18 protein-coding genes and 1 tRNA gene are annotated in these 22,826 nt (G+C 62.2%); 3 read left to right on the top strand and 16 right to left on the bottom strand.

Annotation, left to right across the window (positions count from 1 at the left end; all coding sequences use genetic code 11):
- Nucleotides 1–130: 130 nt before the first annotated feature.
- On the bottom strand, nucleotides 131–1,057 hold the full coding sequence (locus KU43P_RS24980) for a LysR family transcriptional regulator (protein ID WP_317660120.1): 927 nt from the start codon (nucleotides 1,055–1,057) through the stop codon (nucleotides 131–133).
- A 210-nt stretch (nucleotides 1,058–1,267) separates the two neighbouring features.
- Between KU43P_RS24980 and KU43P_RS24975 the strand changes: the two genes are divergently transcribed.
- Both KU43P_RS24975 and KU43P_RS24970 read left to right on the top strand, forming a co-directional pair.
- Nucleotides 1,268–2,548 carry an aspartate aminotransferase family protein gene (locus KU43P_RS24975; RefSeq protein WP_317660119.1) on the top strand — a complete coding sequence of 427 codons (1,281 nt, stop codon included), beginning with the start codon at nucleotides 1,268–1,270 and terminating at the stop codon, nucleotides 2,546–2,548.
- Nucleotides 2,549–2,686: 138 nt separating this feature from the next.
- On the top strand, nucleotides 2,687–2,845 hold the full coding sequence (locus KU43P_RS24970) for a YqaE/Pmp3 family membrane protein (protein WP_009681539.1): 159 nt from the start codon (nucleotides 2,687–2,689) through the stop codon (nucleotides 2,843–2,845).
- Nucleotides 2,846–2,880: 35 nt separating this feature from the next.
- Here KU43P_RS24970 and KU43P_RS24965 read toward each other — a convergent pair whose 3' ends face one another.
- From KU43P_RS24965 to KU43P_RS24920, 10 genes are all read right to left on the bottom strand, one after another.
- Complete coding sequence (locus KU43P_RS24965) at nucleotides 2,881–4,704, bottom strand: S9 family peptidase (protein WP_317660118.1); 1,824 nt, start codon at nucleotides 4,702–4,704, stop codon at nucleotides 2,881–2,883.
- On the bottom strand, nucleotides 4,670–5,818 hold the full coding sequence (gene pqqE, locus KU43P_RS24960) for a pyrroloquinoline quinone biosynthesis protein PqqE (protein WP_317660117.1): 1,149 nt from the start codon (nucleotides 5,816–5,818) through the stop codon (nucleotides 4,670–4,672). Before pqqE ends, KU43P_RS24965 begins: the two co-directional genes overlap by 35 nt.
- Complete coding sequence (pqqD, locus tag KU43P_RS24955) at nucleotides 5,790–6,065, bottom strand: pyrroloquinoline quinone biosynthesis peptide chaperone PqqD (RefSeq protein ID WP_317660116.1); 276 nt, start codon at nucleotides 6,063–6,065, stop codon at nucleotides 5,790–5,792. Before pqqD ends, pqqE begins: the two co-directional genes overlap by 29 nt.
- Nucleotides 6,062–6,817 carry a pyrroloquinoline-quinone synthase PqqC gene (gene pqqC, locus KU43P_RS24950; RefSeq protein ID WP_317660115.1) on the bottom strand — a complete coding sequence of 252 codons (756 nt, stop codon included), beginning with the start codon at nucleotides 6,815–6,817 and terminating at the stop codon, nucleotides 6,062–6,064. The genes pqqD and pqqC overlap by 4 nt, the downstream gene beginning before the upstream one ends.
- A 9-nt stretch (nucleotides 6,818–6,826) precedes the next feature.
- Nucleotides 6,827–7,738, bottom strand: a complete 912-nt coding sequence (gene pqqB, locus KU43P_RS24945) for a pyrroloquinoline quinone biosynthesis protein PqqB (RefSeq protein ID WP_317660114.1) — start codon at nucleotides 7,736–7,738, stop codon at nucleotides 6,827–6,829.
- Nucleotides 7,739–7,818: 80 nt separating this feature from the next.
- Nucleotides 7,819–7,890, bottom strand: coding sequence for a pyrroloquinoline quinone precursor peptide PqqA (gene pqqA / locus KU43P_RS24940; protein ID WP_008365141.1), 72 nt, complete (start codon nucleotides 7,888–7,890; stop codon nucleotides 7,819–7,821).
- 166 nt (nucleotides 7,891–8,056) lie between these two features.
- On the bottom strand, nucleotides 8,057–10,345 hold the full coding sequence (gene pqqF / locus KU43P_RS24935; protein WP_317660113.1) for a pyrroloquinoline quinone biosynthesis protein PqqF: 2,289 nt from the start codon (nucleotides 10,343–10,345) through the stop codon (nucleotides 8,057–8,059).
- A 97-nt stretch (nucleotides 10,346–10,442) separates the two neighbouring features.
- Nucleotides 10,443–11,237, bottom strand: coding sequence for a carbon-nitrogen hydrolase family protein (locus KU43P_RS24930; protein ID WP_317660112.1), 795 nt, complete (start codon nucleotides 11,235–11,237; stop codon nucleotides 10,443–10,445).
- Nucleotides 11,238–11,251: 14 nt separating this feature from the next.
- The gene (locus KU43P_RS24925) at nucleotides 11,252–12,934 is read right to left on the bottom strand and encodes a flavin monoamine oxidase family protein (RefSeq protein ID WP_317660111.1); all 1,683 of its coding nucleotides are present in this window, start codon (nucleotides 12,932–12,934) and stop codon (nucleotides 11,252–11,254) included.
- A 163-nt stretch (nucleotides 12,935–13,097) separates the two neighbouring features.
- Nucleotides 13,098–13,559 carry an Lrp/AsnC family transcriptional regulator gene (locus KU43P_RS24920; RefSeq protein WP_317660110.1) on the bottom strand — a complete coding sequence of 154 codons (462 nt, stop codon included), beginning with the start codon at nucleotides 13,557–13,559 and terminating at the stop codon, nucleotides 13,098–13,100.
- Between the two features lie 119 nt (nucleotides 13,560–13,678).
- Between KU43P_RS24920 and KU43P_RS24915 the strand changes: the two genes are divergently transcribed.
- The gene (locus KU43P_RS24915) at nucleotides 13,679–14,233 is read left to right on the top strand and encodes a serine acetyltransferase (protein WP_317660109.1); all 555 of its coding nucleotides are present in this window, start codon (nucleotides 13,679–13,681) and stop codon (nucleotides 14,231–14,233) included.
- Between the two features lie 49 nt (nucleotides 14,234–14,282).
- Here the strand turns inward: KU43P_RS24915 and KU43P_RS24910 are convergent.
- From KU43P_RS24910 to rpsU, 5 genes are all read right to left on the bottom strand, one after another.
- Nucleotides 14,283–14,359, bottom strand: a tRNA-Ile gene (locus tag KU43P_RS24910).
- A gap of 16 nt (nucleotides 14,360–14,375) precedes the next feature.
- The gene (locus KU43P_RS24905) at nucleotides 14,376–18,122 is read right to left on the bottom strand and encodes an EAL domain-containing protein (protein WP_317660108.1); all 3,747 of its coding nucleotides are present in this window, start codon (nucleotides 18,120–18,122) and stop codon (nucleotides 14,376–14,378) included.
- Nucleotides 18,123–18,244: 122 nt separating this feature from the next.
- On the bottom strand, nucleotides 18,245–20,095 hold the full coding sequence (gene rpoD, locus KU43P_RS24900) for an RNA polymerase sigma factor RpoD (RefSeq protein ID WP_317660107.1): 1,851 nt from the start codon (nucleotides 20,093–20,095) through the stop codon (nucleotides 18,245–18,247).
- A gap of 67 nt (nucleotides 20,096–20,162) precedes the next feature.
- Nucleotides 20,163–22,145, bottom strand: a complete 1,983-nt coding sequence (gene dnaG, locus KU43P_RS24895) for a DNA primase (RefSeq protein WP_317660106.1) — start codon at nucleotides 22,143–22,145, stop codon at nucleotides 20,163–20,165.
- A 295-nt stretch (nucleotides 22,146–22,440) separates the two neighbouring features.
- The gene (gene rpsU, locus KU43P_RS24890) at nucleotides 22,441–22,656 is read right to left on the bottom strand and encodes a 30S ribosomal protein S21 (protein ID WP_003255575.1); all 216 of its coding nucleotides are present in this window, start codon (nucleotides 22,654–22,656) and stop codon (nucleotides 22,441–22,443) included.
- Between the last annotated feature and the right edge of the window lie 170 nt (nucleotides 22,657–22,826).

The following is a 22,826-nucleotide window of genomic DNA, read 5'->3' as shown; positions in this document are numbered from 1 at the left end:
GCGCAGGAAGCGCAAAGGACAGAACAGGGACAACGAAGGAATTCCTGCCAGGACGGTGGGGCGATAGGGATGTCACAGGGAAACAGTCTGGAAAACCCCGCTTAGGCGGGGTTTTCTTTGTGCGCGTGGTTTATCCGCCCAGCACATCCAGCTTTGATGCCCCGAGCGGCCTGGCATCGGCTTCTTCCTCCAGCAGGTTGCGCAGCAGCTCTACCGAGGCCTGCTGACGCTGGGCATCACGGAATACCAGGCCGACCTTGAGCGGCACCCGCGGCTCGCTCAACGGCTTCCACAACAGCCCCTGGTCATCTTCGGCGGCATCCTTGGCCCGCCCTGGCAGAATCGTGGCCAGCGCGGTATGCGACAGGCTGTCGAGAATCCCCGCCATGTTGTTCATCTCTGCCTGAACCTGAGGCCTTCGCCCCTGGCTGGCCAACTGCTCCTTCCAGATCTGGCGAATCTGGAATTCTTCACCGAGCATCAGCATCGGCAACTCTGCGGCCTGGCGGATGGATACCTTCTTGAAGTCCTTCAACGGATGGGTATCTGGGATGACCAGTTGCAGCTCATCTTCGTACAGCAGCAGGCCATGCAAGCCTGGCTGACGCGGTGGCAGGTAACTGATGCCGATGTCCAGGCTGCCATTGAGCAGCCGCCGCTCGATCTCCAGCCCCGACAGTTCATAGATCTGCACCACAAGATGCGGTTGGGCCTTGCGCACCCGCTCCAGCAGTTGCGGCACCAGGCTAGGGCGGACGGTTTGCAGCACGCCAATGGCAAGCGTGCGCAGCGATTGGCCTTTGAAGCTGCGCATTGCCTCTTGGGCGCGTTGCAGGCCATCGAGCAGGGGCAGGGCATGGTTATACAGAGTATGCGCAGCGAGGGTCGGCAGCAGGCGTTTGTTACTGCGCTCGAACAGGCTCAGGTCGAGGCTGTGCTCAAGCTGGCGGATCTGTTGCGAGAGTGCCGGCTGGGACAGCGACAGACGCTCCGCCGCGCGGCCGACGTGGCCTTCTTCATACACCGCGACGAAATAACGCAGTTGGCGAAAATCCATAACTAACACTTATCGAAAAAGCTGGAAAAACGGAATGGCCGCACGCGCTGCCGACGCCTAGTCTATCGCCGTATTGCAACGGGTTACAGCGAGCAATCAGCTGATTGTTACCCCGGTTGAAAAACACTTTTGATAGGCAAGGCAAAATTATCAAGCGCCGGCATCAAGACCGGACCCTGGCCGCCCTCTTTCGTGATTGTTGGAGCCTTGATGAACCTGTTCAACCTGCGCCGCTCGGCTCCTGCCGCGGTTGCCGAGCCCAAGCGTGCGCCGGTGATCGAAGTGGACGCGCCATTGCCGTCTCGCGAGCGCCTGATGCCGGGCAGCACCCGCGCCGATCATGTATTCGTGCGTGGTCAGGGTTCCTGGTTGTGGGATAGCGAAGGGCATGCCTATCTGGACTTCACACAGGGTTGTGCAGTGAACAGCCTGGGCCATAGCCCGAGCGTGCTGGTCAAGGCGTTGGGCAGCCAGGCCCAGGCGTTGATCAACCCAGGGGCCGGTTTCCACAGCCGTGGGCTGCTGAAGCTGGTCGATCGCCTGTGCCGAAGCACCGGCAGCGACCAAGCCTACCTGCTCAACAGCGGCGCCGAAGCCTGCGAAGGGGCGATCAAACTGGCACGCAAGTGGGGCCAGCTGCACCGCAACGGCGCTTACCACATCATCACCGCCACCCAGGGTTGTCATGGCCGCAGCCTGGGCGCGCTGTCGGCCTCCGACCCGCTGCCGTGCAACCGTTGCGAGCCAGGCCTGCCGGGTTTCAGCAAGGTGCCATTCAACGACCTGGCGGCGCTGCATGCGCAAGTCGACTCGCGCACCGTGGCGATCATGCTCGAGCCAATTCAGGGTGAAGCTGGTGTGATTCCGGCCACCAAGGCGTACCTGCAGGGGGTCGAGAAGCTGTGCCGCGAACTGGGCATTCTGCTGATCCTCGACGAAGTGCAGACCGGTATCGGCCGCTGCGGTGCGCTGCTGGCCGAGGAAACCTACGGAGTGCGCGCCGACATCATCACCCTGGGCAAGGGCCTGGGTGGCGGCGTGCCCCTGGCGGCCTTGCTGGCGCGCGGCAGCGCCTGCTGCGCCGAGCCGGGTGAACTGGAGGGCAGTCACCATGGCAACGCGCTAATGAGCGCTGCAGGCCTCGCCGTACTCGATACCGTCCTGGAGCCGGGCTTCTTCGAGCATGTCCAGGACAGTGGCCGCCATCTGCGCGATGGCCTGAGCCGTCTGGCTGGACGCTATGGCCAGGGCGAAGTGCGCGGCCAAGGCCTGCTCTGGGGGTTGCAACTGCAGGAAAATCTGGCCCATGACCTGATACAGGCGGCCTTGCACGAAGGGCTGCTGCTCAATGCACCGCAAGTGGATGTGGTGCGTTTCTCGCCGGCACTGACCGTGAGCAAGGGCAATATCGACGAGATGCTCCTGCGTCTGGCACGGGCTTTTGCCCGCCTGCATGCGCAACAGCATGCCCGCCGCGAAGCTTCGGCGTAACACGAATTCAACGAACCGTCTGGCGTTCCTGCGCATCGCCCTTGGCCTGTTTCATTTGGCCAGGGGCGTTTTTTTTGCCTGTGGAACCTCTGCCTGGCGCCGCTAGTCTCTGTTTAGACCCTTTGAGGAGAAACTCGCATGGACTTCATTCGCATCATCATCGCCATCATCCTGCCGCCGCTGGGTGTGTTCCTGCAGGTGGGGTTTGGCGGCGCGTTCTGGCTGAATATCCTGCTGACCTTGCTGGGGTACATTCCGGGGATCGTGCATGCGGTGTACATCATCGCCAAGCGCTGAATCAGCCAGGGGGGCCGCGCAGCGGCCCCAGGATGCTACTGCCCCAACACCCGGCAATAGAACTTCCACTCTTCTTCCAGCGCATGCGCAAGGTTCTCGGCCTTGCGCAGGCCATGCCGCTCCCCTTCATAGAAGTGCCCTTCGGCCTCGATGCCGTTGGCCCGTAGCGCCTGCAGCATCCACCGCGTCTGCTCCGGTACCACCACGGCATCCAGCTCGCCCTGGAAGAAAATCACCGGTACCTTGATCTGCGCGGCATGCAGCAACGGGGTACGTTGGCGATAGCGTTCGGCATCCCGTTGCGGGTCGCCGATCAGCCAGTCCAGATAGTCGCCTTCGAACTTGTGGGTGGCGCGGCCCAGGGCAATCGGGTCGCTGACGCCATACAGGCTGGCGCCGGCACGGAACACATCATGAAAAGCCAGGGCGCACAGGGTGGTGTAGCCGCCGGCACTGCCACCGCGAATGAAAGCCTTGCCCCGGTCGACCAAGCCACGCGCGGCCAGGTGTTCGACCGCTGCGCAGGCATCCTGAACGTCGCTTTCGCCCCAGCGCAGGTGCAGCGCCTGGCGATACTGGCGACCATAGCCGGTACTGCCACGGTAGTTCAGGTCGGCAACGGCGAAGCCCCGTTGAGTCCAGTATTGAATGCGCGGGTCGAGCACCGGGTAGCAGGCGGAAGTCGGGCCTCCGTGGATGAATACCACCAGCGGCGCCGGGCCTGGGGCGTGCGATGGCCGGTAGAAGAAACCATGGGCGATGCTGCCGTCGCTATCGTAATGGATCGGCTCGGGCAGGCTGATGCAATCGACTGGCAGCACCTCGGCGCCTCCCGCGAGGATACGCACTTCGTGGCTGGCACGATCGATGACAATGATAGCGGGTGGGCTGATCGGCGATGCGGCGATGGCGTAGAGCTGCTCGTCATCCATGGCCAGGCTGCGAAAACGGGTGTAGGCGCTGGCGAAGCGTTCCACTCGGCCATCCGCGCTGCGCAGCCCCAACTGGCCGAAGCCGTCTTCGAACCAGGTTGCCAGGTAGGCATCAGGCCCCACTGCCAGCCAGGTGCTGGTGCCAAGCTGCCAGGGTGCTGCTGCATGATCCGCAGGGTCTGCAGGCAGCGGTTGCCACCGGCCGTCGATTTCGCCCCAAGGCTGCCAGAAACCGTTGCGATCTGACAGGCAATAAAGCCTGCCTTGTGCATCGAAACGCGGTTGTTGCAAGGACTCTTGCGCACCAGCGATGCAGTGCGCCGGCCCCCAGGCACCAACGGCGTCCCGCTCGCGGCACATGAGCCGAGTGACCGTCCAGGGCTGTGCCGGGCGGTCCCACTCGATCCACGCTAACCGTGCGCCATCATCGCTCAGGATGGGGGAGGCATAGAAATCGGCGCCCTCGGCAAGCACATCGAGACGGCTTTCTTCGATGGCGACCAGGCGATGCTGCACGCACTGCCCGTGACGTTCCTGCACGGCCAGCACCTTGCCGTCGTGCCACTGCAGATCGCCGAAGCGGCAGTCGCTATCGTGGGTCAGGGCACGAGGTGCTCCGCCATCCAGTGGCTGGCTATAGACTTGTTGGTCCTGTTCATTGACGAACAACAGCCCGTCGCCACCCAGGCAGAAGCTGCCGCCGCCGTACTCATAGACACGGCTGCGTACGCTGAAGCCGTCCGGCGTCAGGCAGCTGGCCTGATGCCCGTGCCAGCGCCACACCCGACAGGCGCCATCGGCAGGGCGGAACTCGTTCCAGAACAGCCCCTGTGCACCGACCTTGAGTTCGGCGAAATCGGTGCCGGCGGCGACGGCCTGGGCGGCGCTGAATTCAGCCGCGGGCGATGACACGGGAGTTGCGCTCATTGCGGAAGGTCATCTGTTCAATGGCGAGATCAGCGGTTTGCGCCTCCTCGCGGGCCTTGAGGATGATGCCGTGGTCGGGCGACTTGGCGCACACCGGGTCGGCGTTGCTGGCATCGCCGGTGAGCATGAAGGCTTGGCAACGGCAGCCACCGAAGTCCTTTTCCTTCTCGTCGCAGGAGCGGCAGGGCTCGGGCATCCAGTCATAGCCACGGAAACGGTTGAAGCCGAACGAGTCGTACCAGATGTGCCGCAGGTCATGGTCGCGCACATTGGGGAACTGTACCGGCAACTGCCGGGCGCCGTGGCACGGCAGGGCTGTGCCGTCAGGGGTGATGGTGAGAAACAGGCTGCCCCAGCCGTTCATGCAGGCCTTGGGGCGCTCCTCGTAATAATCCGGGGTGACGAAGATCAGCTTGCACGGGTTGCCCTCGGCCTTGAGCTTTGCCCGGTACTCGTTGGTGATCCGCTCGGCGCGCTCGAGCTGCTCGCGGGTTGGCAGCAGGCCCAGGCGGTTGAGGTGCGCCCAGCCGTAGAACTGGCAGGTGGCGAGCTCGACGAAGTCGGCTTCCAGGGCGATGCACAGCTCGATGATGCGGTCGATCTTGTCGATGTTGTGCCGATGGGTGACGAAATTGAGCACCATCGGGTAGCCGTGGGCTTTTACCGCACGAGCCATTTCCAGTTTTTGCGCAAAGGCTTTCCTGGAGCCGGCCAGCAGGTTGTTCACCTGTTCGTCGCTGGCCTGGAAGCTGATCTGGATATGGTCCAGCCCGGCCTCCTTGAAGGCGGCGATGCGTGCTTCGGTCAGGCCGATGCCCGAAGTGATCAGGTTGGTGTAGTAACCGAGCCGGCGGGCCTCGCCGATCAGCTCGGCAAGGTCCTGACGTACCAGCGGCTCGCCGCCGGAAAAACCGATCTGCGCTGCGCCCATTTCGCGTGCTTCGGCCATTACCTTGAACCACTGCGCGGTCGTCAGTTCCTTGCCCTGCTCGGCAAAATCCAGCGGGTTGGAGCAGTACGGGCACTGCAGCGGGCAGCGGTAGGTCAGCTCGGCCAAGAGCCACAACGGCAGACCGACCGGTACCTCAGGCGAGGGTGATCCAGTGTTCGGCACGGGCCACCTCCATGAATTGCTCGATGTCGTCGGCGACCTCGGGCACACCAGGGAATTGTTGTTCAAGCTCGGCGATGATCGCCGCCACATCGCGCTTGCCGTCGATCAGCCCACCGATAAGGCTGGCGCTGTCGTTGAGCTTGATCATGCCCTCGGGGTACAGCAGCACGTGGCCTTTTTGCGCTGGCTCATATTGGAAGCGGTAGCCGTTGCGCCAGTTCGGTACGTGTTTGCGATCAAGACTCATAGGGCGATCCCCTTGTGCCACACCCGGTCCTGGGTGACGGAATGATAGGGCGGACGGTTCAGCTCGTAGGCCATGCTCATGGCATCGAGCATGCTCCAGAGGATATCCAGCTTGAACTGCAGGATTTCCAGCATACGCTCCTGGCCGGCCCGCGTGGTGTAGTGCTGCAAGGTGATTGCCAGACCGTGCTCCACATCACGCCGAGCCTGGCCCAGGCGGGTGCGGAAGTATTCGTAGCCGGCAGGGTCGATCCACGGGTAATGCTGCGGCCAGCTGTCCAGGCGCGACTGGTGGATCTGCGGGGCGAACAGCTCGGTCAGCGAGCTGCTCGCTGCCTCCTGCCAACTGGCGCGGCGGGCAAAGTTGACGTAGGCGTCGACGGCAAAGCGCACCCCAGGCAGCACCAGCTCTTGGGAGCGTAGCTGGTCGGGGTCAAGGCCCACGGCCTGGCCCAAACGCAGCCAGGCTTCGATACCGCCGTCCTCGCCTGGGGCGCCGTCGTGGTCGAGAAGGCGCTGGATCCACTCGCGGCGTACTTCGCGGTCCGGGCAGTTGGCCAGGATCGCAGCATCTTTCATCGGGATGTTGACCTGATAGTAGAAGCGGTTGGCTACCCAGCCCTGGATCTGCTCGCGAGTGGCGCGGCCCTGGTACATCGCAACGTGGTACGGGTGATGAATGTGGTAGTAGGCGCCCTTGGCGCGCAGGGCTTGTTCGAATTCGGCCGGTGACAGTGGCAGTGCTTCGCTCATGGCGCCTCCTTACAACTCGATGCTCATGCCATCGTAGGCGACTTCAACGCCGCGGCGCTGCACTTCGGCCCGCTCTGGGGAGTCTTCGTCGAGAATCGGGTTGGTGTTGTTGATGTGGATAAGCACCTTGCGCTGGCGCGGGAAGCCGTCCAGCACTTCGAGCATGCCGCCTGGGCCGTTCTGTGCCAGGTGGCCCATTTCGCGGCCGGTGCGGGTGCCGACACCTCGGCGCTGCATTTCGTCGTCTTCCCACAGCGTGCCGTCCACCAGCAGGCAGTCGGCGCCTTGCATCATCGCCAGCAGCTTGTCGTCGACCTGACCGAGGCCGGGGGCATAGAACAGCTTGCCGCCAGTGCGCGTGTCTTCTACCAGCAGCCCCAGATTGTCGCCCGGGTGCGGGTCGAAGCGGTGCGGCGAGTAGGGCGGTGCGGCGCTGCGCAGGGGGAACGGGGTGAAGCGCAGGTTGGGGCAGGCGGGGATGACAAAGCTGCCTTCGAGCTCGATCCGGTTCCATTGCAGGCCACCGTTCCAGTGGCTGAGCATGTTGAACAGCGGGAAGCCGGTGGTCAGGTCCTGGTGGACCATATCGGTGCACCAGACCTGGTGCGGGCAGCCTTCGCGCAGACTGAGCAGGCCGGTGGTGTGGTCGATCTGGCTGTCGAGCAGGACGATGGCATCGATACCGGTATCACGCAGGGCGCGCGCTGGCTGCATGGGCGCGAAGGCCTGGAGCTGGGCGCGAATGTCGGGCGAAGCGTTGCACAGGATCCAGTGCTCACCGTCGTCGGACAGGGCGATGGACGACTGGGTGCGTGCCGTGGCGCGCAGGGTACCCTGGCGATAGCCCTTGCAGTTGACGCAGTTGCAGTTCCACTGGGGGAAACCGCCGCCGGCGGCGGAGCCGAGAATCTGGATGTACATGGCTGGGCTCTCTGTCCGAAAAGCGTATCCGAAAAACGACGACGCCCCGGCGGGCCGAGGCGTCAAGCCGCAAGCAAGGCTCAGCGGCTGGCGAAATACATGGTCACTTCGAAGCCGATACGCAGGTCAGTGTATGCAGGTTTGGTCCACATGGGAGTCTCCTTCCGGATGGGTTGGGGGTGTCAGCTACTGTTGGGATGCCGCCTTGAGCAGGAGGTTCCATTGGCTGGGATTGCGCTATCTTACAAGAAAAATTTGTACCGGAAGGTTAATTCTTCGAAAAGCGCTCTTGCAGCGAACGTAATAATCCGGGTTTGCCTACCACCACGAATCTGCTGGCGCGGCTGCGTTGGCCAGGCACAAGCAGGTGGCATGGTCGTCAAGCACTGCGTGAAGCAGGTCATCCAGGTCAGTTTGTTCCGTCTTGAGAATAGACGCGCGCAGCGATGCCAGCGGCTGGGTTTGTATCGCTAGGTGTGTCTGCCACAGCCATTGCGCGAGATCGTCGTTGGCCATGGCCGTTTCATCGAATTGCTCGGCCAGTGCCTGGCGGGCTGCGGGTTCGAGTGTCACCCCCTGATGCAGCAAGGCGCGCAGATGGTCGAGGATTTCATCCTGGCGAACGTGCGGCGATTGCACGCCGAACAGCAGGCCGCCCATCCCTTCGATCTGACGGAAGGTACTGAACACCGCGTAGCCGAGTTGCAATTCCACACGCAGACGTTGGTACACCGCCCCCTGCAGCAGCTGGGCCAGCAGGCGCCCGCAGGCCTGCTGGTGAGCTGGCAGCGGGAAGAACAGCAGCAGCGCATGCTCATTGCCGGAAACCTGGGCATGGTGCCAGCGAGGGCCTTGCCAGGCTGGTGCGGTATCCACTTGGCCAGCCAGGCCGGGGCAGCCTTGCAAGACGGTGGCTAGCGCAGCGCAGCTAGCCTCGTCGAAACCCGCAGCAAGCCCATGCCATCGGCTGTGTTGCCACGCGTCCTCAAGCATCTGCTGTGCAAGCGGGCTGGCGGGCACTGGTTGGGGCTGGTTGCCGAGCACTGCATTCGGCAGCCGCTCGAGCAGTGCTCTGATCGGAATCAGGGCGGGTGGCTGATGTGTTGACGCTATCCAGTCACCAGCTGATGGCGCGGACAGGATAGTCAGTGCCTGCTCCACGGCCCGTATCACCGCAGCCGGATGCCCGGCGCAGCGCAGTTGCCAGTGCTCGCCCACGGCGCTCAACTGCAGGTGCAACGAGGCTCGCTCACATCGTTGCTGCAGAGGACGCAAGGCGCGCTCGAGTGCGGCGTGCAGAGGCAGGCGCAGCGTGGAAGGGACATGCCAACGCAAGTAGAGGGCTGCCTGTTGGCGCGCCGCAGGTAGTTGATCGCTGATCTTTACCGCTGCGGGCATCGTGTGCCCTGTGGCGGTTGGCAATTGATCCAGCAACAGCGTGTCGACTGCAGGCAGTGACCATTGCCCATGCTCGCTGCAGGGTAACTGTTCGAGCAGTGACTTGAGTGCGTGCAGGGCTTGGCTGTCCAGTGCCGCATAGGGCTGATGGGTACTGTCCCGTCGAGCCAGCTCAAGCGCGCTGGCGATGCGTTCGCGGCGCTGTTGCAACAGCCCGAACTCGACATTCAGTTGCACCGGGTCAAGCTGACGCAGAAAACCGAACCATCCCTGCAACAGGGCCCAGGCCTGATCGGTGTTGGCGTCGGCACTTAGCTGCAAGTCGATGTGCCAGAGTATCTGCCCGGCGAAGGCGTACAGTATTTGCGGCTTGAACCCTTGCAGCCAGCCATGCTCCTGGAGGGCGCCGACCCAGCCGCCAGGCCTGCAGTCGTTCAGGTAGGCGAGCAGCAGTTCCAGTGCCTGTTCGGCTCCTGCGGGGAGGTTGTCGTGCGCGAAGAGCCACCTGCTGTGCTGCGCCGATAAAGTGGGCGGCGGGGACTGATGTACAGGATCCCCTGGTGCGAACAGTTCGGCGGCTTGCCTGCCAAGCTGTTCGAGCGCGTCGAGTGTTTGCGGGCCACACAGGCTAAGGGTGATCTGGCCGCCGCGATAGAAGCGGTGATGAAAGCCTGTGAGGGCATGTTGAAAGGCTGGATCTTGCAAGGCCAGCGTGTAGCGGTTGCCTGCATGAAAGCCATTCAGGGGGTGACCTGCTGGTGCCGATTGCAGCAACGCATAGTGCTGTTGGGCTTGGGGGTTGCGTGACCAGGCGATGAACTCGGCGTGGATCACCTCACGCTCGCGGCGCTGGCGCTCGATGCCAAGGTCGGGTTCGGCAAGCATCTGGCATAGGCGCTGCAAGCCACCGGCCAAGGCCGCTGGTGGTACTTCGAAGAAGAAATCGGTGGTGCGTTCGCGGGTGCTGGCGTTCACTTGGCCGCCCAGGGCCTGGACGTAGCGCATCAGGCCATCGGCCAGTGGAAAACGAGACGTGCCAAGGAAGAACAGGTGTTCGAGGAAGTGTGCCAGGCCTGGCCATTTCACCGGTGCATCATGGCTGCCCGCATGCACCCGCAATGCTGCCGCCGAGCGCTTGAGGCGCGGGGCGTGGCGCAGGGTGAGCTGGAGGCCGTTGGCGAGGGTGAGGTGGCGGGTAGCGTCAGGCATGGGAACTCCGGGGCAGGTGCTCATGCTAACCCATCTGTGTTGGCTGGCCCGGTCTCATCGCTGACTTGCCGATGATGAGACCGCAAAACGGCCCGTGTCAGGCGTTACGCCAAAGCACCTCCTGGCGCAGATCCGTCAGGTAGGGAAACGCTTCGCGTCCCTGTGCAACGCGCTCACGCACCACTTCCGCCAGCAATTGGCATTCTTCGCGGCCGGCCATTGCCAGCGGGGTGCCATCCGGCCCGATGATGCTGCTCTGCCCGCAATACTGAATCTCGTCTTCCGCGCCACAGTAGTTGGCATACACCAGGTAGCACTGGTTTTCCTGGGCCCGCGAACGCACGGTCACCTGGCAGACGAAGTCGTAGGGGGCCATGTTCGCCGTCGGCACCAGAATCAGCTCAGCTCCAGCCAGCGCAAGGCGCCGGGCGTTCTCCGGGAACTCGATGTCGTAGCAGATCAGCAGCCCGACCTTCCAGCCTTCCAGCTCGACCACCGGGAAGTGGTCGGGGCCGGCGCTGAACATCGTCCGGTCCAGCTCACCGAACAGGTGGGTCTTGCGGTAGTTGCACAGGCTGCGGCCATGGGCGTCGATCAACTGCACGCTGTTGTAGATGGCACCATCGTCGCCGCGCTCCGGGTAGCCATAGACGATGGCAATGCGATGGGCCTGGGCGATCTCCACCACATCCATGGCCGACGGGCCATCATCGGCCTCGGCCAGGCGTTCGACCTGTGCCAGGCCGATGTTGTAGCCGCTCAGGAACATCTCCGGGCACACCAGCAACTGCGCGCCCTGCTCGGCCGCCAGTTGCGCCTGGTGCCGCAGCCGTTGCAGGTTGCCGGGCACATCCAGCGGGTTGGGTGTGCCCTGGAACAGAGCGATGCGCATGCTGCCTCCTTTTCTCAATCTGCCAGGGCGATAGGCCCGATCTCGTCGAACACGTCGCCCGGGCCCGGGTTGTCCGGGTGGGTGTGGCCACCAAAGTGATTCATGATACCCCACACCGCGTTCAGCGAAGTCTGTACCGCACCTTCGACCCAGGCTGGCGTCCACGACACATCGTCACCGGCGATGAACATGCCCCGGTGTTCGGCGGGCATGTCCTGTTGCATGAAGTGCGCGTACATGCGCTGGTTGTAGCGGTAATGGCCTGGCAACGCGCCCTTGAACGCACCGAGGAAGTGCGGGTCGGCTTCCCAGGAAATGGTGATCGGGTCGCCGATGATGTGCCCGGCGATGTCGGTTTTCGGGTAGATCTTCTTCAAGGCGTCCAAGGCCAGCTGCACACGCTTCTCCACCGGGTGCGGCAGCATCTTCAGGGCGTCGCTCATCCACGCGTAGGACAGGCAGATCACCCCCGGCTTGTCGTCACCGTTGTCGAACAGGTAGGTGCCACGGGTCAGCCGGTCGGTGAGCGTCATGCTCATCAGGTCACGCCCGGTTTGCGGGTCTTTGTCCTTCCAGAATGGCCGGTCGACCATGACGAAGGTCTTCGACGATTGCATGTAGCGGGTGCGGTCCAGGGCCATCCACATCTTCTGCGAGAACAACGATTCCTCACAGTCGATCTGGGTGGTCAGCAGCCAGCTCTGGCAGGTGGCGAGAACCGCGCCGTAGTGCCGTGTGTCGCCCCAGTTGTCCGTGACGGCCAGGCGCCCATCGGCGGCGCGGGCAATGCGCTTGACCCCGGTGCGCGGTGCACCACCGTGCAGCGAGCTGAGGCTGGTGCCTTCTGGCCAGTGGCTGCACTTCTCGGGCACGTGGCGCCAGATGCCTTGCGGCACCTGTTCCACGCCGCCGACGATCAGGTGCTGGTGATCGTCGCAGTTGGTCATCACCACGCGGAAGATTTCCAGCATCGAGTTGGGGAAGTCCGAGTCCCAGCCACCGGTGCCGAAACCGACCTGGCCGAACACTTCGCGGTGCTGGAAGCTGAGCTTGGCGAACGAGCGCGAGGTGGCGACGAAGTCGTAGAAAGTGCGGTCGTCCCACAGGGGGACCAACTTGTTCCACAGTTCTTTCAGGCGCACCACATCACGGTCGCGAATCGCTTGCTGGACCTCGGCGAACTGGGCACCGCTTTCAAGTGCATCGGCCCATGCATCGGCCACCTCGTGAAACAGAGCAGGCAGGTCGCTGGCCTTTTCGGCGTAGTAGGTCTGGCCTTCCAGGTCGATCACCGTGCTGCCCGAGGCAGGGGTCAGCGGGTTAGGGAAAGGCTTGGTCTCCAGGCCCAGCTTGTCCACGTAGTGGTAGAAGGCAGTGGAGGAGACTGGAAAGCGCATGCCGCCCAGCTCCGCGATGATGCCGTCGGTGCCGTTGAAGGCCTGTGAGCGCAGCCTGCCACCCAGCTTCGAGGCTTCATACACCACCGGCTTCAGGCCCAGCTTCATCAGTTCGTAGGCCGCCACCAGGCCCGCGATGCCCGCACCGACGATGGCCACTTCCTCGCCGTGCCGATCAGCGGGGATGCTGCCCAGGCCCGCCGGGTGTTCCAGCCAGTCGTCGAAGGCGAAGGGAAAGTCCGGACCGAAGATAGTGATGGGTTTCTTGCCGTCTGCGGGGTGGCGGTTTTTCTTGTTCATGAAGTGACCTTGCCAGAGCGGCTGCGCTAAGGGCGGAGCCTGAGTATAGGAGATGCCTGGGGGTCATTTTATGAAGCGGGGTGTTCGTAATTAAGATGCAGAGTGGTGGCTGAATGTAAGTTGTTTCGTCATAACGACAGCTATTTAACTGCTTTTGACGAACTTAACCAGGATGGCCGCGGTCGACCTTGCTGCTCAAGATGATTGATGTGGTGGTCTTTTCCACGCCATCGACACTGCCTATCTGGTCCAACAACTGGTCGAGCTGCTCTGGCGTATCGCTACGCAACCAGGCCACGTAGTCGAATTCGCCGCTCACCGCGCACAGTTGCTGTACCTGCCCCATGGCACTCAAGCGCCGTACCACTTCCTTGCCGGAGCGTGGCTGCACCTTGATCCCCACATAGGCTTGCAGGCCGCCGCCGATGAGGCGCTGACCCAGGCGTACGCCGTAGCCGGTGATGACCTTGGCTTTTTCCAGTCGCGCCAGGCGCGAGTTGACGGTGGTGCGGGCAATGCCCAGTTGTCGGGCGAGGGTGGCGACGCTTTCGCGGGCGTTGATCTGCAGCAGGGCGATCAGTTGGCGGTCGATCTCGTCGAGGGTAATAGGGCGCGAATCCGTCATGGAGAGGTCTCTGCAATGGGCTGGCAAGCCTAGCCAGCCAGAGGGGAGCAGGGCAAGGCCAAGTGCACGGAGAGACCTTTTGCGGCATCATTGTGGCCCGATTTTTTTGGAGGCCCGGTGTGAAGTTCGCCGACCTGCTCGAATGTTGGAAGATTGAAGTCTCCAACAAGAAACGCCCCGGACGCCGCATCAGTCTGCTGTTCAGTGTCTTGCGGCGTGCACGCAAGAACAACAAGCTGCGTTTTCTCTTCGCTTTTCGCCTGGCGCAGTATCTCGATGCCCGCGGCGGCCTGGCTCGGCGTCATGCCCGACGCATGCAGCAGCGCTTGAACCTGAAGTACGCCGTTGATATCGACATCGGTGCACGGATCGCTCCCGGGCTGCGCATCGCTCATCTGCCGGGGGTGGTGATAACCCGACATGTGGTTATTGGCCGCAACTTCTTCATTCGCCAGAACTGCTCGATCGGGATCAAGACGCTAGGGCTGGATGACTACGCGCTGCGCATTGGTGACAACGTAAGCCTAGGGGCCAATAGCTGCATCATCGCCGACCACATCAGCATCGGTGACAATGTGGTGATTGGTGCCATGTCGCTGGTGACTCGGGATATCCCGGCCAACACCACGTTCTACAACCCTCGCCAAACCCATTTGCGGGATAACGCAGGGTAGAGTCGGACAGACGCAAAAAAGCCGCGCAATTGCGCGGCTTTGTCGTATCTGGTGGGCCCACACGGACTCGAACCGTGGACCAAAGGATTATGAGTCCTCTGCTCTAACCAACTGAGCTATAGGCCCTCAGTAAGTGCCCGGATTATAACGAGGGTTTTGAAAGCGTGCCATCCGAAAGATCGGATAGTGCTATGCGAAGAAAACTCGCAGCGAATTCCTCGGGTGGTAATGGCAGGCTGACGATGTACCCCTGTATCTGCTCGCACCCTTCGGTCGACAGGAACCGCTGCTGCGCAAGGTTTTCCACGCCCTCGGCAATGATCGTCAACTGCATGCTGCGGCCCAGGGCGATGATGGCTCGGGCAATGGCGGCGTCGTGCGGGTCATCGGGTAGCCCGCGAATGAACGACTTGTCGATCTTGAGGATGTCCAGCGGCAGGCGCTTGAGGTAGCTCAGTGATGAATACCCGGTGCCGAAATCATCGATGGCCAGTTGCACCCCAAGCTGCTTGAGCTGGTGCAACACGGCTAGCGCCTCCTCGGCCTGGCTCATGATGAAGTTCTCGGTGATCTCCAGTTGCAGGTCGCCGGCCTTGAGCTGGTAAGTCTTGAGCAACAGTTCGATGCGTTTGGCCAGGCCGCCGTGGCGCAGTTGTGCACCGGCAAGGTTGATCGACAGCGGGCCAAAGGCCTGATAGTCCCTCTTCCATTGGTGCATCTGCCGGCAGGCTTGTTCCAGCACCCAGTCGCCAATCTGAAGAATGGTGCCGTTCTCTTCGGCGAGGTGAATGAAGTGCTCTGGCGGCACTTCGCCGAACGTGGGGTGGCTCCAGCGGATCAGCGCTTCGGCGCCTACCAGCGTCTGGGTCTTGAGGCTGAACTTGGGCTGGTAGCTCAGGCTCATTTCGTTGCGCTCGATGGCGCGGCGCAGTTCGTGCTCCAGGGCAATGCGTTCGCTGGCCTGGGCGGTGAGGTCGCGGGTATAGGCTTCCACACGGTTACGACCTTTGGCCTTGGAGCGATACATGGCCGCGTCGGCGTTGCGGATCAGTGTGGCCACGTCGGTACCATCCTGCGGGTACAAGCTGATGCCAATGCTGGCGCTGGTGAAGAACTCGTGCTCGCCTGCCTGGAACGGCGCGCTGAAGCCCGCCAGCAGCTTATTGGCGATGGCACTGGCATCGCTGGGCCGGTGCAGGCCTGGCAGCAGGATGATGAACTCGTCGCCGCCCAGACGGGCTACGGTGTCCACGTCGCGCACCTGCTCCTTGAGGCGTTGGGCAATACCTTTTAGCAGCAGGTCGCCGACCGGATGGCCCAGGCTGTCGTTGATATGCTTGAAGCGGTCGAGGTCCAGGAACAGCACGGCGCCCTGGCGATTGGAAACTTGCGAACAGGTGAGCACGGCCTGCAGGCGGTTTTCGAACAGCGCGCGGTTGGGTAGGCCGGTGAGCGGGTCGTGGTGGGCCTGGTAGTCGAGCTTGGCCTGGGCATGCTTGAGGCTGGAAATGTCGGCGAACACGGCGACGAAATGGGTGATCGCATGCTCGCTGTTGCGCACGGCACTGATGGTCAGCCAGCCAGGGTACAGCTCTCCGTTCTTGCGCTTGTTGAAGATTTCACCCTGCCAGTGCCCTTCGGCGGTGAGCTGGTGCCACATTGCCGCGTAGAAGGCACTGTCATGCTGCCCGGAGGCGAGCAGGCGCGGGGTCTGGCCGAGCGCCTCGATTTCGCTGTAGCCGGTAATTTCGCTGAAGGCCCGGTTGACTGCGCTGATGCGCTGGTCGATGTCGGTGATCAGCACCCCTTCGGCGGTGTTTTCGAACACGGTGGCGGCCAGTTGCAGCTTCTCTTGCATCAGGTGGCGCTCGGTGATGTCGCGGGCGATGGTCAGCATGCACTCGATGCCACCGATGGGCAGTGGGCGAGCGGACAGTTCGCAGAGGCGGATCTGCCCGTCGCTGCGGCGAATATGGCAACTGAAATCGCGCACGAACCCGTCGCGGGCGAGCTGGTCGATCATGCGCTTGCGTTCATTGAGGTCGACCCAGATCCCCAGGTCGAACGAGGTCTGGTCGATCGAGGGGTTGATCTCGTAGCCGGTCAGGCGACAGAAGCCGTCGTTGACCTCGACCAACAGGCCATCGCTCTGACGCGACAGCAGCAGGCCATCGGGGGACGCGTGGAAGGCTTTGGCGAACTTCTCTTCGGAGATTTGCAGTTGCTGTTGGGTCTCTTTCAGCTGGCTGATATCGCGCACCGCAACGACGAAGGCCACGGTCCCGTCCAGTTCGAAGGTTTCGGCGGAAGTCAGGCCGGTAAACAGCTGGCCATTGCTGCGACGGAAGTTCATTTCCAGGTTGCGGATACCGCCGCCCTGGTTCAAACGTTCGAGCAGCAGTGGACCGGTGTCCTGCGCACCCCACAGGTTCAGCTCGGTCGCGGTGCGGCCTATCACCTGGCCTGGGGTCAGGCCGATCTGTTCTTCGAAAGCCTCGTTCACTTCCAGCAGGCAGCCGTCAACCAGGCGGGCTATCAGCAGGATGTCGGGGCATTGCTGGAAGACCGATGCGAACTTCTGCTCGGACAAGCGCAGGGCATCCTCGGTACGCTTGGTTTCACTGATATCGATCATCAGCCCGCGCATCACCGGCCGGTGACCGTGCTCGATCATGCTGACGATATTGCGTATCCAAAGGGGCTGGCCATCGGCGCGGATCACCCGGTAATCAAGACTGTGATCGCGCCCGGCGGCGGTTTCGCTTTCGCAGAAAGCCTGGGCCCACAAGGCGTCATCCGGGTGCAGGATGCTGCGCCAGAAGCCGGGTTTGAGCCAGTCGTGCAGGGGGTAGCCAAGCAGGTCTTCAGCGTGGGGCGAAACGTAGCTGTAGGTGAAATCGTTGGCGTCGGCTTCCCAAGCAATGGCCGATAGGCTTTCGATAAGGCCGCGGTAGTGGTATTCGCTGCTGCGTAGCTCCTGCTCCAGCGCGATGCGTCGGGAGATCTCCGAGCTGAGCCGGCGATTGATGCGGATGACCGTCGCGAGGATGGCCACCAGCAGCAGGACGGCGGGCAGGCCATACATCAGCATGTCGCGCCAGAAGCTGCGCTGGTCCACAACGTTACCCACCCAGCGTTGCTGGATCTGGCTGATTTCGTCGCTGGACATGTCGGCCATGACCTTGTCGAGAATGCCGATCAATACCTTGTTGTCACGCGGCGCAGCCATGGCCAGTTGATAGCGGTAGGGGGTCTCGCCACTGACGTACAGACCGTCGAGCTTGAGCTGGCGTAAGCTCCAGATGCTCGAAGCTAGGTCGCCGACCACAGCATCCACTTCATCGGTGGCCAATGCTTGCAGGGTCGAGCTGACATTGGGCATGGCCACCAGGTTGAGGTCGGGGTGGTGGGTACGCAACAGTTCGTGGGGCGCGTAGTTTTCCACCACGGCGATCTTCAGGCCGTACAGGTCCTTGAGTGTGCGCGGCTGTGCACCGCCTTCATGGGCCAGGATGACGATCGGAAAGTCAAGGTAGGGGCGGGTAAAGGCCAGGTAGCCCTGACGCTCTGGTGTAGACATGATGCCGGGCAGCAGGTCTATACGGCTTTCCCGTGCTTGTTGGAGCACTTCGGTCCAACTGCTGGGCTCGACGGGTTTGAGCGTTACGCCCAGGCGTTCCTGAAGCAAAGCGATGTAATCGGCGGCCAATCCCTGGTACCGGCCCTCCTGGTCACGAAACTCGAACGGTGGCCAGGAGGCGTCGACGCCCAGCTTCAGCTGCGGGTGGGCAGTGAGCCAGGTTTTTTCCTCGTCAGTCAGGGTCAGGGCGCCGGCCGTTGTGTTCCACAGGATCAGGATCAGCAACAGAATGGCCGGCATAGGCGGCATATCAGCCTCGCATTCAGGTGGTCTGAACTCGAGTGTAGACGGGCATTCGGTCCGGTGGGTAGCGAGTGGCCACGACCTTTTGTCACATAAAAAAAACCCCGGCCTGGGCCGGGGTTTTGTCATCACTCGTCGAGGAAGGAGCGCAGATGCTCGCTGCGAGTCGGGTGGCGCAATTTGCGCAACGCCTTCGCCTCGATCTGACGGATCCGTTCACGGGTCACGTCGAACTGCTTGCCCACCTCTTCGAGGGTGTGGTCGGTGTTCATGTCGATACCGAAACGCATGCGCAGCACTTTGGCTTCACGTGCGGTCAGGCCCGAGAGCACGTCGCGAGTCGCTTCCTTGAGGCTTTCGACCGTGGCCACGTCGATCGGGGACTGCATGGTCGAGTCCTCGATGAAGTCGCCCAGGTGCGAGTCTTCGTCATCACCGATCGGCGTTTCCATGGAGATCGGCTCTTTGGCGATCTTCAATACCTTGCGGATCTTGTCCTCAGGCATCTCCATGCGCTCACCGAGCTCTTCCGGGGTCGGTTCGCGACCCATTTCCTGCAACATCTGGCGGGAAATGCGGTTGAGCTTGTTGATCGTCTCGATCATGTGCACCGGAATACGGATGGTGCGCGCCTGGTCGGCGATCGAGCGGGTGATCGCCTGGCGGATCCACCAGGTGGCGTAAGTCGAGAACTTGTAGCCGCGGCGGTATTCGAACTTGTCCACCGCTTTCATCAAGCCGATGTTGCCTTCCTGGATCAGGTCGAGGAACTGCAGGCCACGGTTGGTGTACTTCTTGGCGATGGAGATCACCAGACGCAGGTTCGCCTCGACCATCTCTTTCTTGGCGCGACGGGCCTTGGCCTCGCCGATGGACATGCGACGGTTGATTTCCTTGATCTCGGCGACAGTCAGGCCGGTCTCGGTCTCGAGGTCGATCAGCTTTTGCTGGCAAGCGACGATGGCAGCGTCCTTTTCACCCAGGGCGGCAGCCCATTTGGTGTTGCGCTTGGCCAGGTCACCGCTCCAGGTCTGGTCGGTTTCGTTGCTCGGGAACAGGCGCAGGAAGTCGGCACGCGGCATGCGCGCGTCACGCACGCACAGTTGCATGATGGCGCGTTCTTGCTGGCGCAGGCGATTCAGGGCGTCACGAACACGCTCGACCAGAACATCGAACTGCTTTGGCACCAGCTTGATCGGCATGAACAGATCGGCCAGGGCCTGCATCGCACCGATGCTTTCGGCGTGATCGCGGCCATGCTTCTTCAACACCTTGAGAGTGATGGAGAGCTGGTCGGAAACGGCACCGAAACGCTGGGCTGCAACGACAGGGTCCGGACCGCTCTCGGCCTCTTCCTCATCGTCACTGCTTTCGGATTCTTCCTCTTCGTCGTCGGACTCTTCCTTCGCGGCCGCGGCCTTGGCACCAGGAATCGGTACCTCTTCGGTCGGGGCGGCGATGTTGTCGTCAGGGTCGATGTAACCGCTGAGAACATCCGACAGGCGGCCACCTTCGGTGGTAACACGGTCGTATTCGCCGAGGATGTAGTCGACAGTACCCGGGAAGTGGGCGATAGCGCCCATCACTTCACGGATGCCTTCCTCGATACGCTTGGCGATTTCGATCTCGCCTTCGCGGGTCAGCAGCTCGACGGTACCCATTTCGCGCATGTACATGCGCACCGGGTCGGTCGTGCGGCCGATATCGGTTTCAACTGCCGCCAACGCTGCAGCGGCTTCCTCGGCCGCGGCTTCGTCGGTGTCGGCTTCCGCCAACAGAAGGGCATCCGCATCCGGAGCACTCTCGAATACGTTGATCCCCATGTCGTTGATCATGCGGATGATGTCTTCCACCTGTTCCGGATCTGAAATATCCTCAGGCAGGTGGTCGTTGACCTCCGCGTAAGTCAGGTAGCCCTGCTCACGACCGCGGGTGATCAACTCTTTGATACGAGACTGCTGTTGCGCTTTTCCGGACATAACACCCTATCCACTGAAGGTCTTGGCGGGCAAAAAACAAGCCGAGGATTATACCCGAGCATGGGCCTCACGCGCCAGATGAGGTCGGCGTTTGTGCGGGAACATTCCGGCTCAGCAGGGCGAGGAGCTGCGATTTTTCCTCGCTGGTCAATTCGCTTTGACGTGCTTTTCTGAGCAGTTGTTCCAGGCTGCGCTCGCGTTGGCGGGCGGACAAGCTAGTTATAGTGTCGAAAAACTGTTGTTCAAGGCTGTCGGCCACGATCAACCATTCCTTTTCTGCCAAGGCCCTCAGCAGGCGGCCTTGTTCGGTCCCGTGCCAGCGCGCAATCAACTGCATTGAGCTTAGCCCAGGATTTTTCTGCGCGGCTTCGATCAAGGCCACCAACAGCTGGCTGTAGAGGTGCTCTTCATCCGCGAAGTGGCTGGCGTCCTCGACCTTGCTGGCCAGCAGCGGGTGGTGCAGCAAGGTGCGCAGGGCGGCCAGGGTCGGCGGCTCCACGGGGGCCGGTGTGCGTGGTGGTGCTTCGTCGCGTTGCTGCCAAGGCTTGCCGCCCTTGCGATTCTTGTCCCAGGGCTTGTCACTCCACGGCTTCTTGCCGCCACCTTTGTTTGGCTTCCACTGCTGTTCCTGCTGCGCCGGGGCATAGTCATGCACCGGCATATCACTGTAATCGGGGGTGTAACTGGCCATGGCATCGTAATCGAAGCCAGGGTCGTAGTCCGGGACGCTGCTGGCGGCAGGAGCATGCTGGGCCAGTTGCTCGACCTGCTGCGGATCCAGGCCGGTGATTTCCTTCAAGCGATTGCGCATCAGCTGACGCAGATTGGCGCCGGGGATCTTTTCGATCAACGGCGCAGCCAGGGTCGCCATATGTGCCTTGCCTTCCAGCGAGCGCGGGTCGGCTTCATTGCTCAACTGCTCGAAGAAATAGTCGGCCAGCGGCTGTGCGTGCTGGTTGATGCGCGCCATGAAAGCATCGGTGCCTTCGGCACGCACCAGGCTGTCGGGGTCTTCGCCTTCGGGCAGGAACAGGAAACGCGCTCGGCGCCCGTCTTGCAGGGCCGACAGGGTCGACTCCAGGGCGCGCCAGGCAGCCTTTCGGCCGGCCTGGTCGCCGTCGAAGCAGAACAGTACGCTCGGCACCACGCGGAACAATCGCTTGAGGTGTTCTTCGCTGGTGGCGGTGCCTAGGGTGGCTACCGCATTACGCAGGCCTTGCTGGGCCAGGGCAATGACGTCCATGTAGCCTTCGACGACGATGATCTCGTCAAGGTTGCGGTTGTTCTTGCGCGCTTCGTACAGCCCGTACAGCTCCTGGCCTTTGTGGAAAACCGGAGTTTCCGGGGAGTTCAGGTACTTGGGCTTGTCGTCGCCGAGTACGCGGCCGCCAAAGGCGATGATGCGCCCGCGGCTGTCGCGGATGGGGAACATCACCCGGTCGCGGAAGCGGTCGTAGCGCTTGCCGCTTTCGGCGTTCTCGATCAGCAGGCCGGCATCGATCATCACCTTTTGCTGCAAGGTGTCGGCGCCCAGGTGCTTGAGCAGGTTGTCCCAGCCCGGCGGAGCGAAGCCCAGGCCGAAGTCTCGAGCGATTTCGCCTGACAGGCCGCGGCCCTTGAGGTAATCCACCGCGGCCTTGCGGGTAGGGTGGTTGCGCAGGGCCTGGCGGTAGAATTCGGCGGCGGCGTCCAGCAGGGGGTAGAGCGGAGAGTCGGTTGGTTGGCGCGGTTTCTGCCCGCGTCGGCCTTCCTCGCGAGGCACTTCCATGCCGGCTGCGCGCGCCAGTTCCTCGACGGCCTGGGGGAAGTCCAGATTGTCGTGGTCCATGACGAAGCCCAGGGCGTTGCCGCCGGCACCGCAGCCGAAGCAGTAGTAGAACTGCTTGTCGGGGCTGACCGTGAAGGAGGGAGTCTTCTCCTTGTGGAACGGACAGCAGGCCGAGTAGTTCTTGCCGGTCTTTTTCAGCTGGACGCGCGAACTCACCACGTCGACGATGTCGAGGCGGTTGATCAGGTCGTCAATGAAACTTTGGGGAATCAGCCCGGCCATGGCAGTCTCGTCATCTGGCAACTGGCAAGTCTAATCGCTAGCGCGCCGGTTGGGGCGAGTGATGCTAGGGGGAAGTGCGAGGGAATGTGTGCTCGTCGGTAGCCACCGGGATTACCAGGGGCTCGTCAGTGGTGACGTGCACGGCTGGCCGAAACCAGTTCTGACGTGTTCACGCAATTGCCCGCTGCGGGTTGCGGCGGACGCCTTGGGCTAGCTGCTCAAGGTTGAAACAAACCGCTGCCATCGGCCCGGCGGTGAGCCGGGCAGGGCAGAAGCTTTGCGTTGAACGTCTGTATTAGTACAGACGAACGGCGCGGCGCTGTTCGCGCTGAACTTTCTTGGCGTGACGCTTAACAGCAGCAGCTGCTTTGCGCTTACGCTCTGCGGTCGGCTTCTCGTAAAACTCGCGGCTACGAACTTCAGCCAGTACACCGGCTTTTTCGCAGGAGCGCTTGAAACGACGCAGAGCTACGTCGAAGGGTTCGTTCTCTTTAACTTTGACGGCTGGCATCCAGGGCTACCTTAATTCATTACCGGGGTAGACGTGCTCCTGGCAAAACAAAGGTGTGCTGGAGAACGTCGGTTTTCAAGGGTTGCGGATGTTAACCCTTAGCAAGCCGGAATGCAAAGCCTCTGATCGAAAACCGCTGGTCGGCACCCGGCACGGGGACTATCATGCGC

Source organism: Pseudomonas sp. KU43P (assembly GCF_033095865.1).
GTDB lineage: Bacteria > Pseudomonadota > Gammaproteobacteria > Pseudomonadales > Pseudomonadaceae > Aquipseudomonas.
The sequence above is the reverse complement of the archived record's forward strand: the minus strand, read 5'-3'. Positions and strand labels throughout refer to the sequence as shown.

Coding starts and splice junctions, on each gene's coding strand:
- KU43P_RS24980 (WP_317660120.1), bottom strand. CDS start 1,057: ATGGATTTTCGCCAACTGCGTTATTTCGTCGCGGTGTATGAAGAAGGC.
- KU43P_RS24975 (WP_317660119.1), top strand. CDS start 1,268: ATGAACCTGTTCAACCTGCGCCGCTCGGCTCCTGCCGCGGTTGCCGAG.
- KU43P_RS24970 (WP_009681539.1), top strand. CDS start 2,687: ATGGACTTCATTCGCATCATCATCGCCATCATCCTGCCGCCGCTGGGT.
- KU43P_RS24965 (WP_317660118.1), bottom strand. CDS start 4,704: ATGAGCGCAACTCCCGTGTCATCGCCCGCGGCTGAATTCAGCGCCGCC.
- pqqD (WP_317660116.1), bottom strand. CDS start 6,065: ATGAGTCTTGATCGCAAACACGTACCGAACTGGCGCAACGGCTACCGC.
- pqqC (WP_317660115.1), bottom strand. CDS start 6,817: ATGAGCGAAGCACTGCCACTGTCACCGGCCGAATTCGAACAAGCCCTG.
- pqqB (WP_317660114.1), bottom strand. CDS start 7,738: ATGTACATCCAGATTCTCGGCTCCGCCGCCGGCGGCGGTTTCCCCCAG.
- pqqF (WP_317660113.1), bottom strand. CDS start 10,345: ATGCCTGACGCTACCCGCCACCTCACCCTCGCCAACGGCCTCCAGCTC.
- KU43P_RS24930 (WP_317660112.1), bottom strand. CDS start 11,237: ATGCGCATCGCTCTGTTCCAGGGCACACCCAACCCGCTGGATGTGCCC.
- KU43P_RS24925 (WP_317660111.1), bottom strand. CDS start 12,934: ATGAACAAGAAAAACCGCCACCCCGCAGACGGCAAGAAACCCATCACT.
- KU43P_RS24920 (WP_317660110.1), bottom strand. CDS start 13,559: ATGACGGATTCGCGCCCTATTACCCTCGACGAGATCGACCGCCAACTG.
- KU43P_RS24905 (WP_317660108.1), bottom strand. CDS start 18,122: ATGCCGCCTATGCCGGCCATTCTGTTGCTGATCCTGATCCTGTGGAAC.
- rpoD (WP_317660107.1), bottom strand. CDS start 20,095: ATGTCCGGAAAAGCGCAACAGCAGTCTCGTATCAAAGAGTTGATCACC.
- dnaG (WP_317660106.1), bottom strand. CDS start 22,145: ATGGCCGGGCTGATTCCCCAAAGTTTCATTGACGACCTGATCAACCGC.
- rpsU (WP_003255575.1), bottom strand. CDS start 22,656: ATGCCAGCCGTCAAAGTTAAAGAGAACGAACCCTTCGACGTAGCTCTG.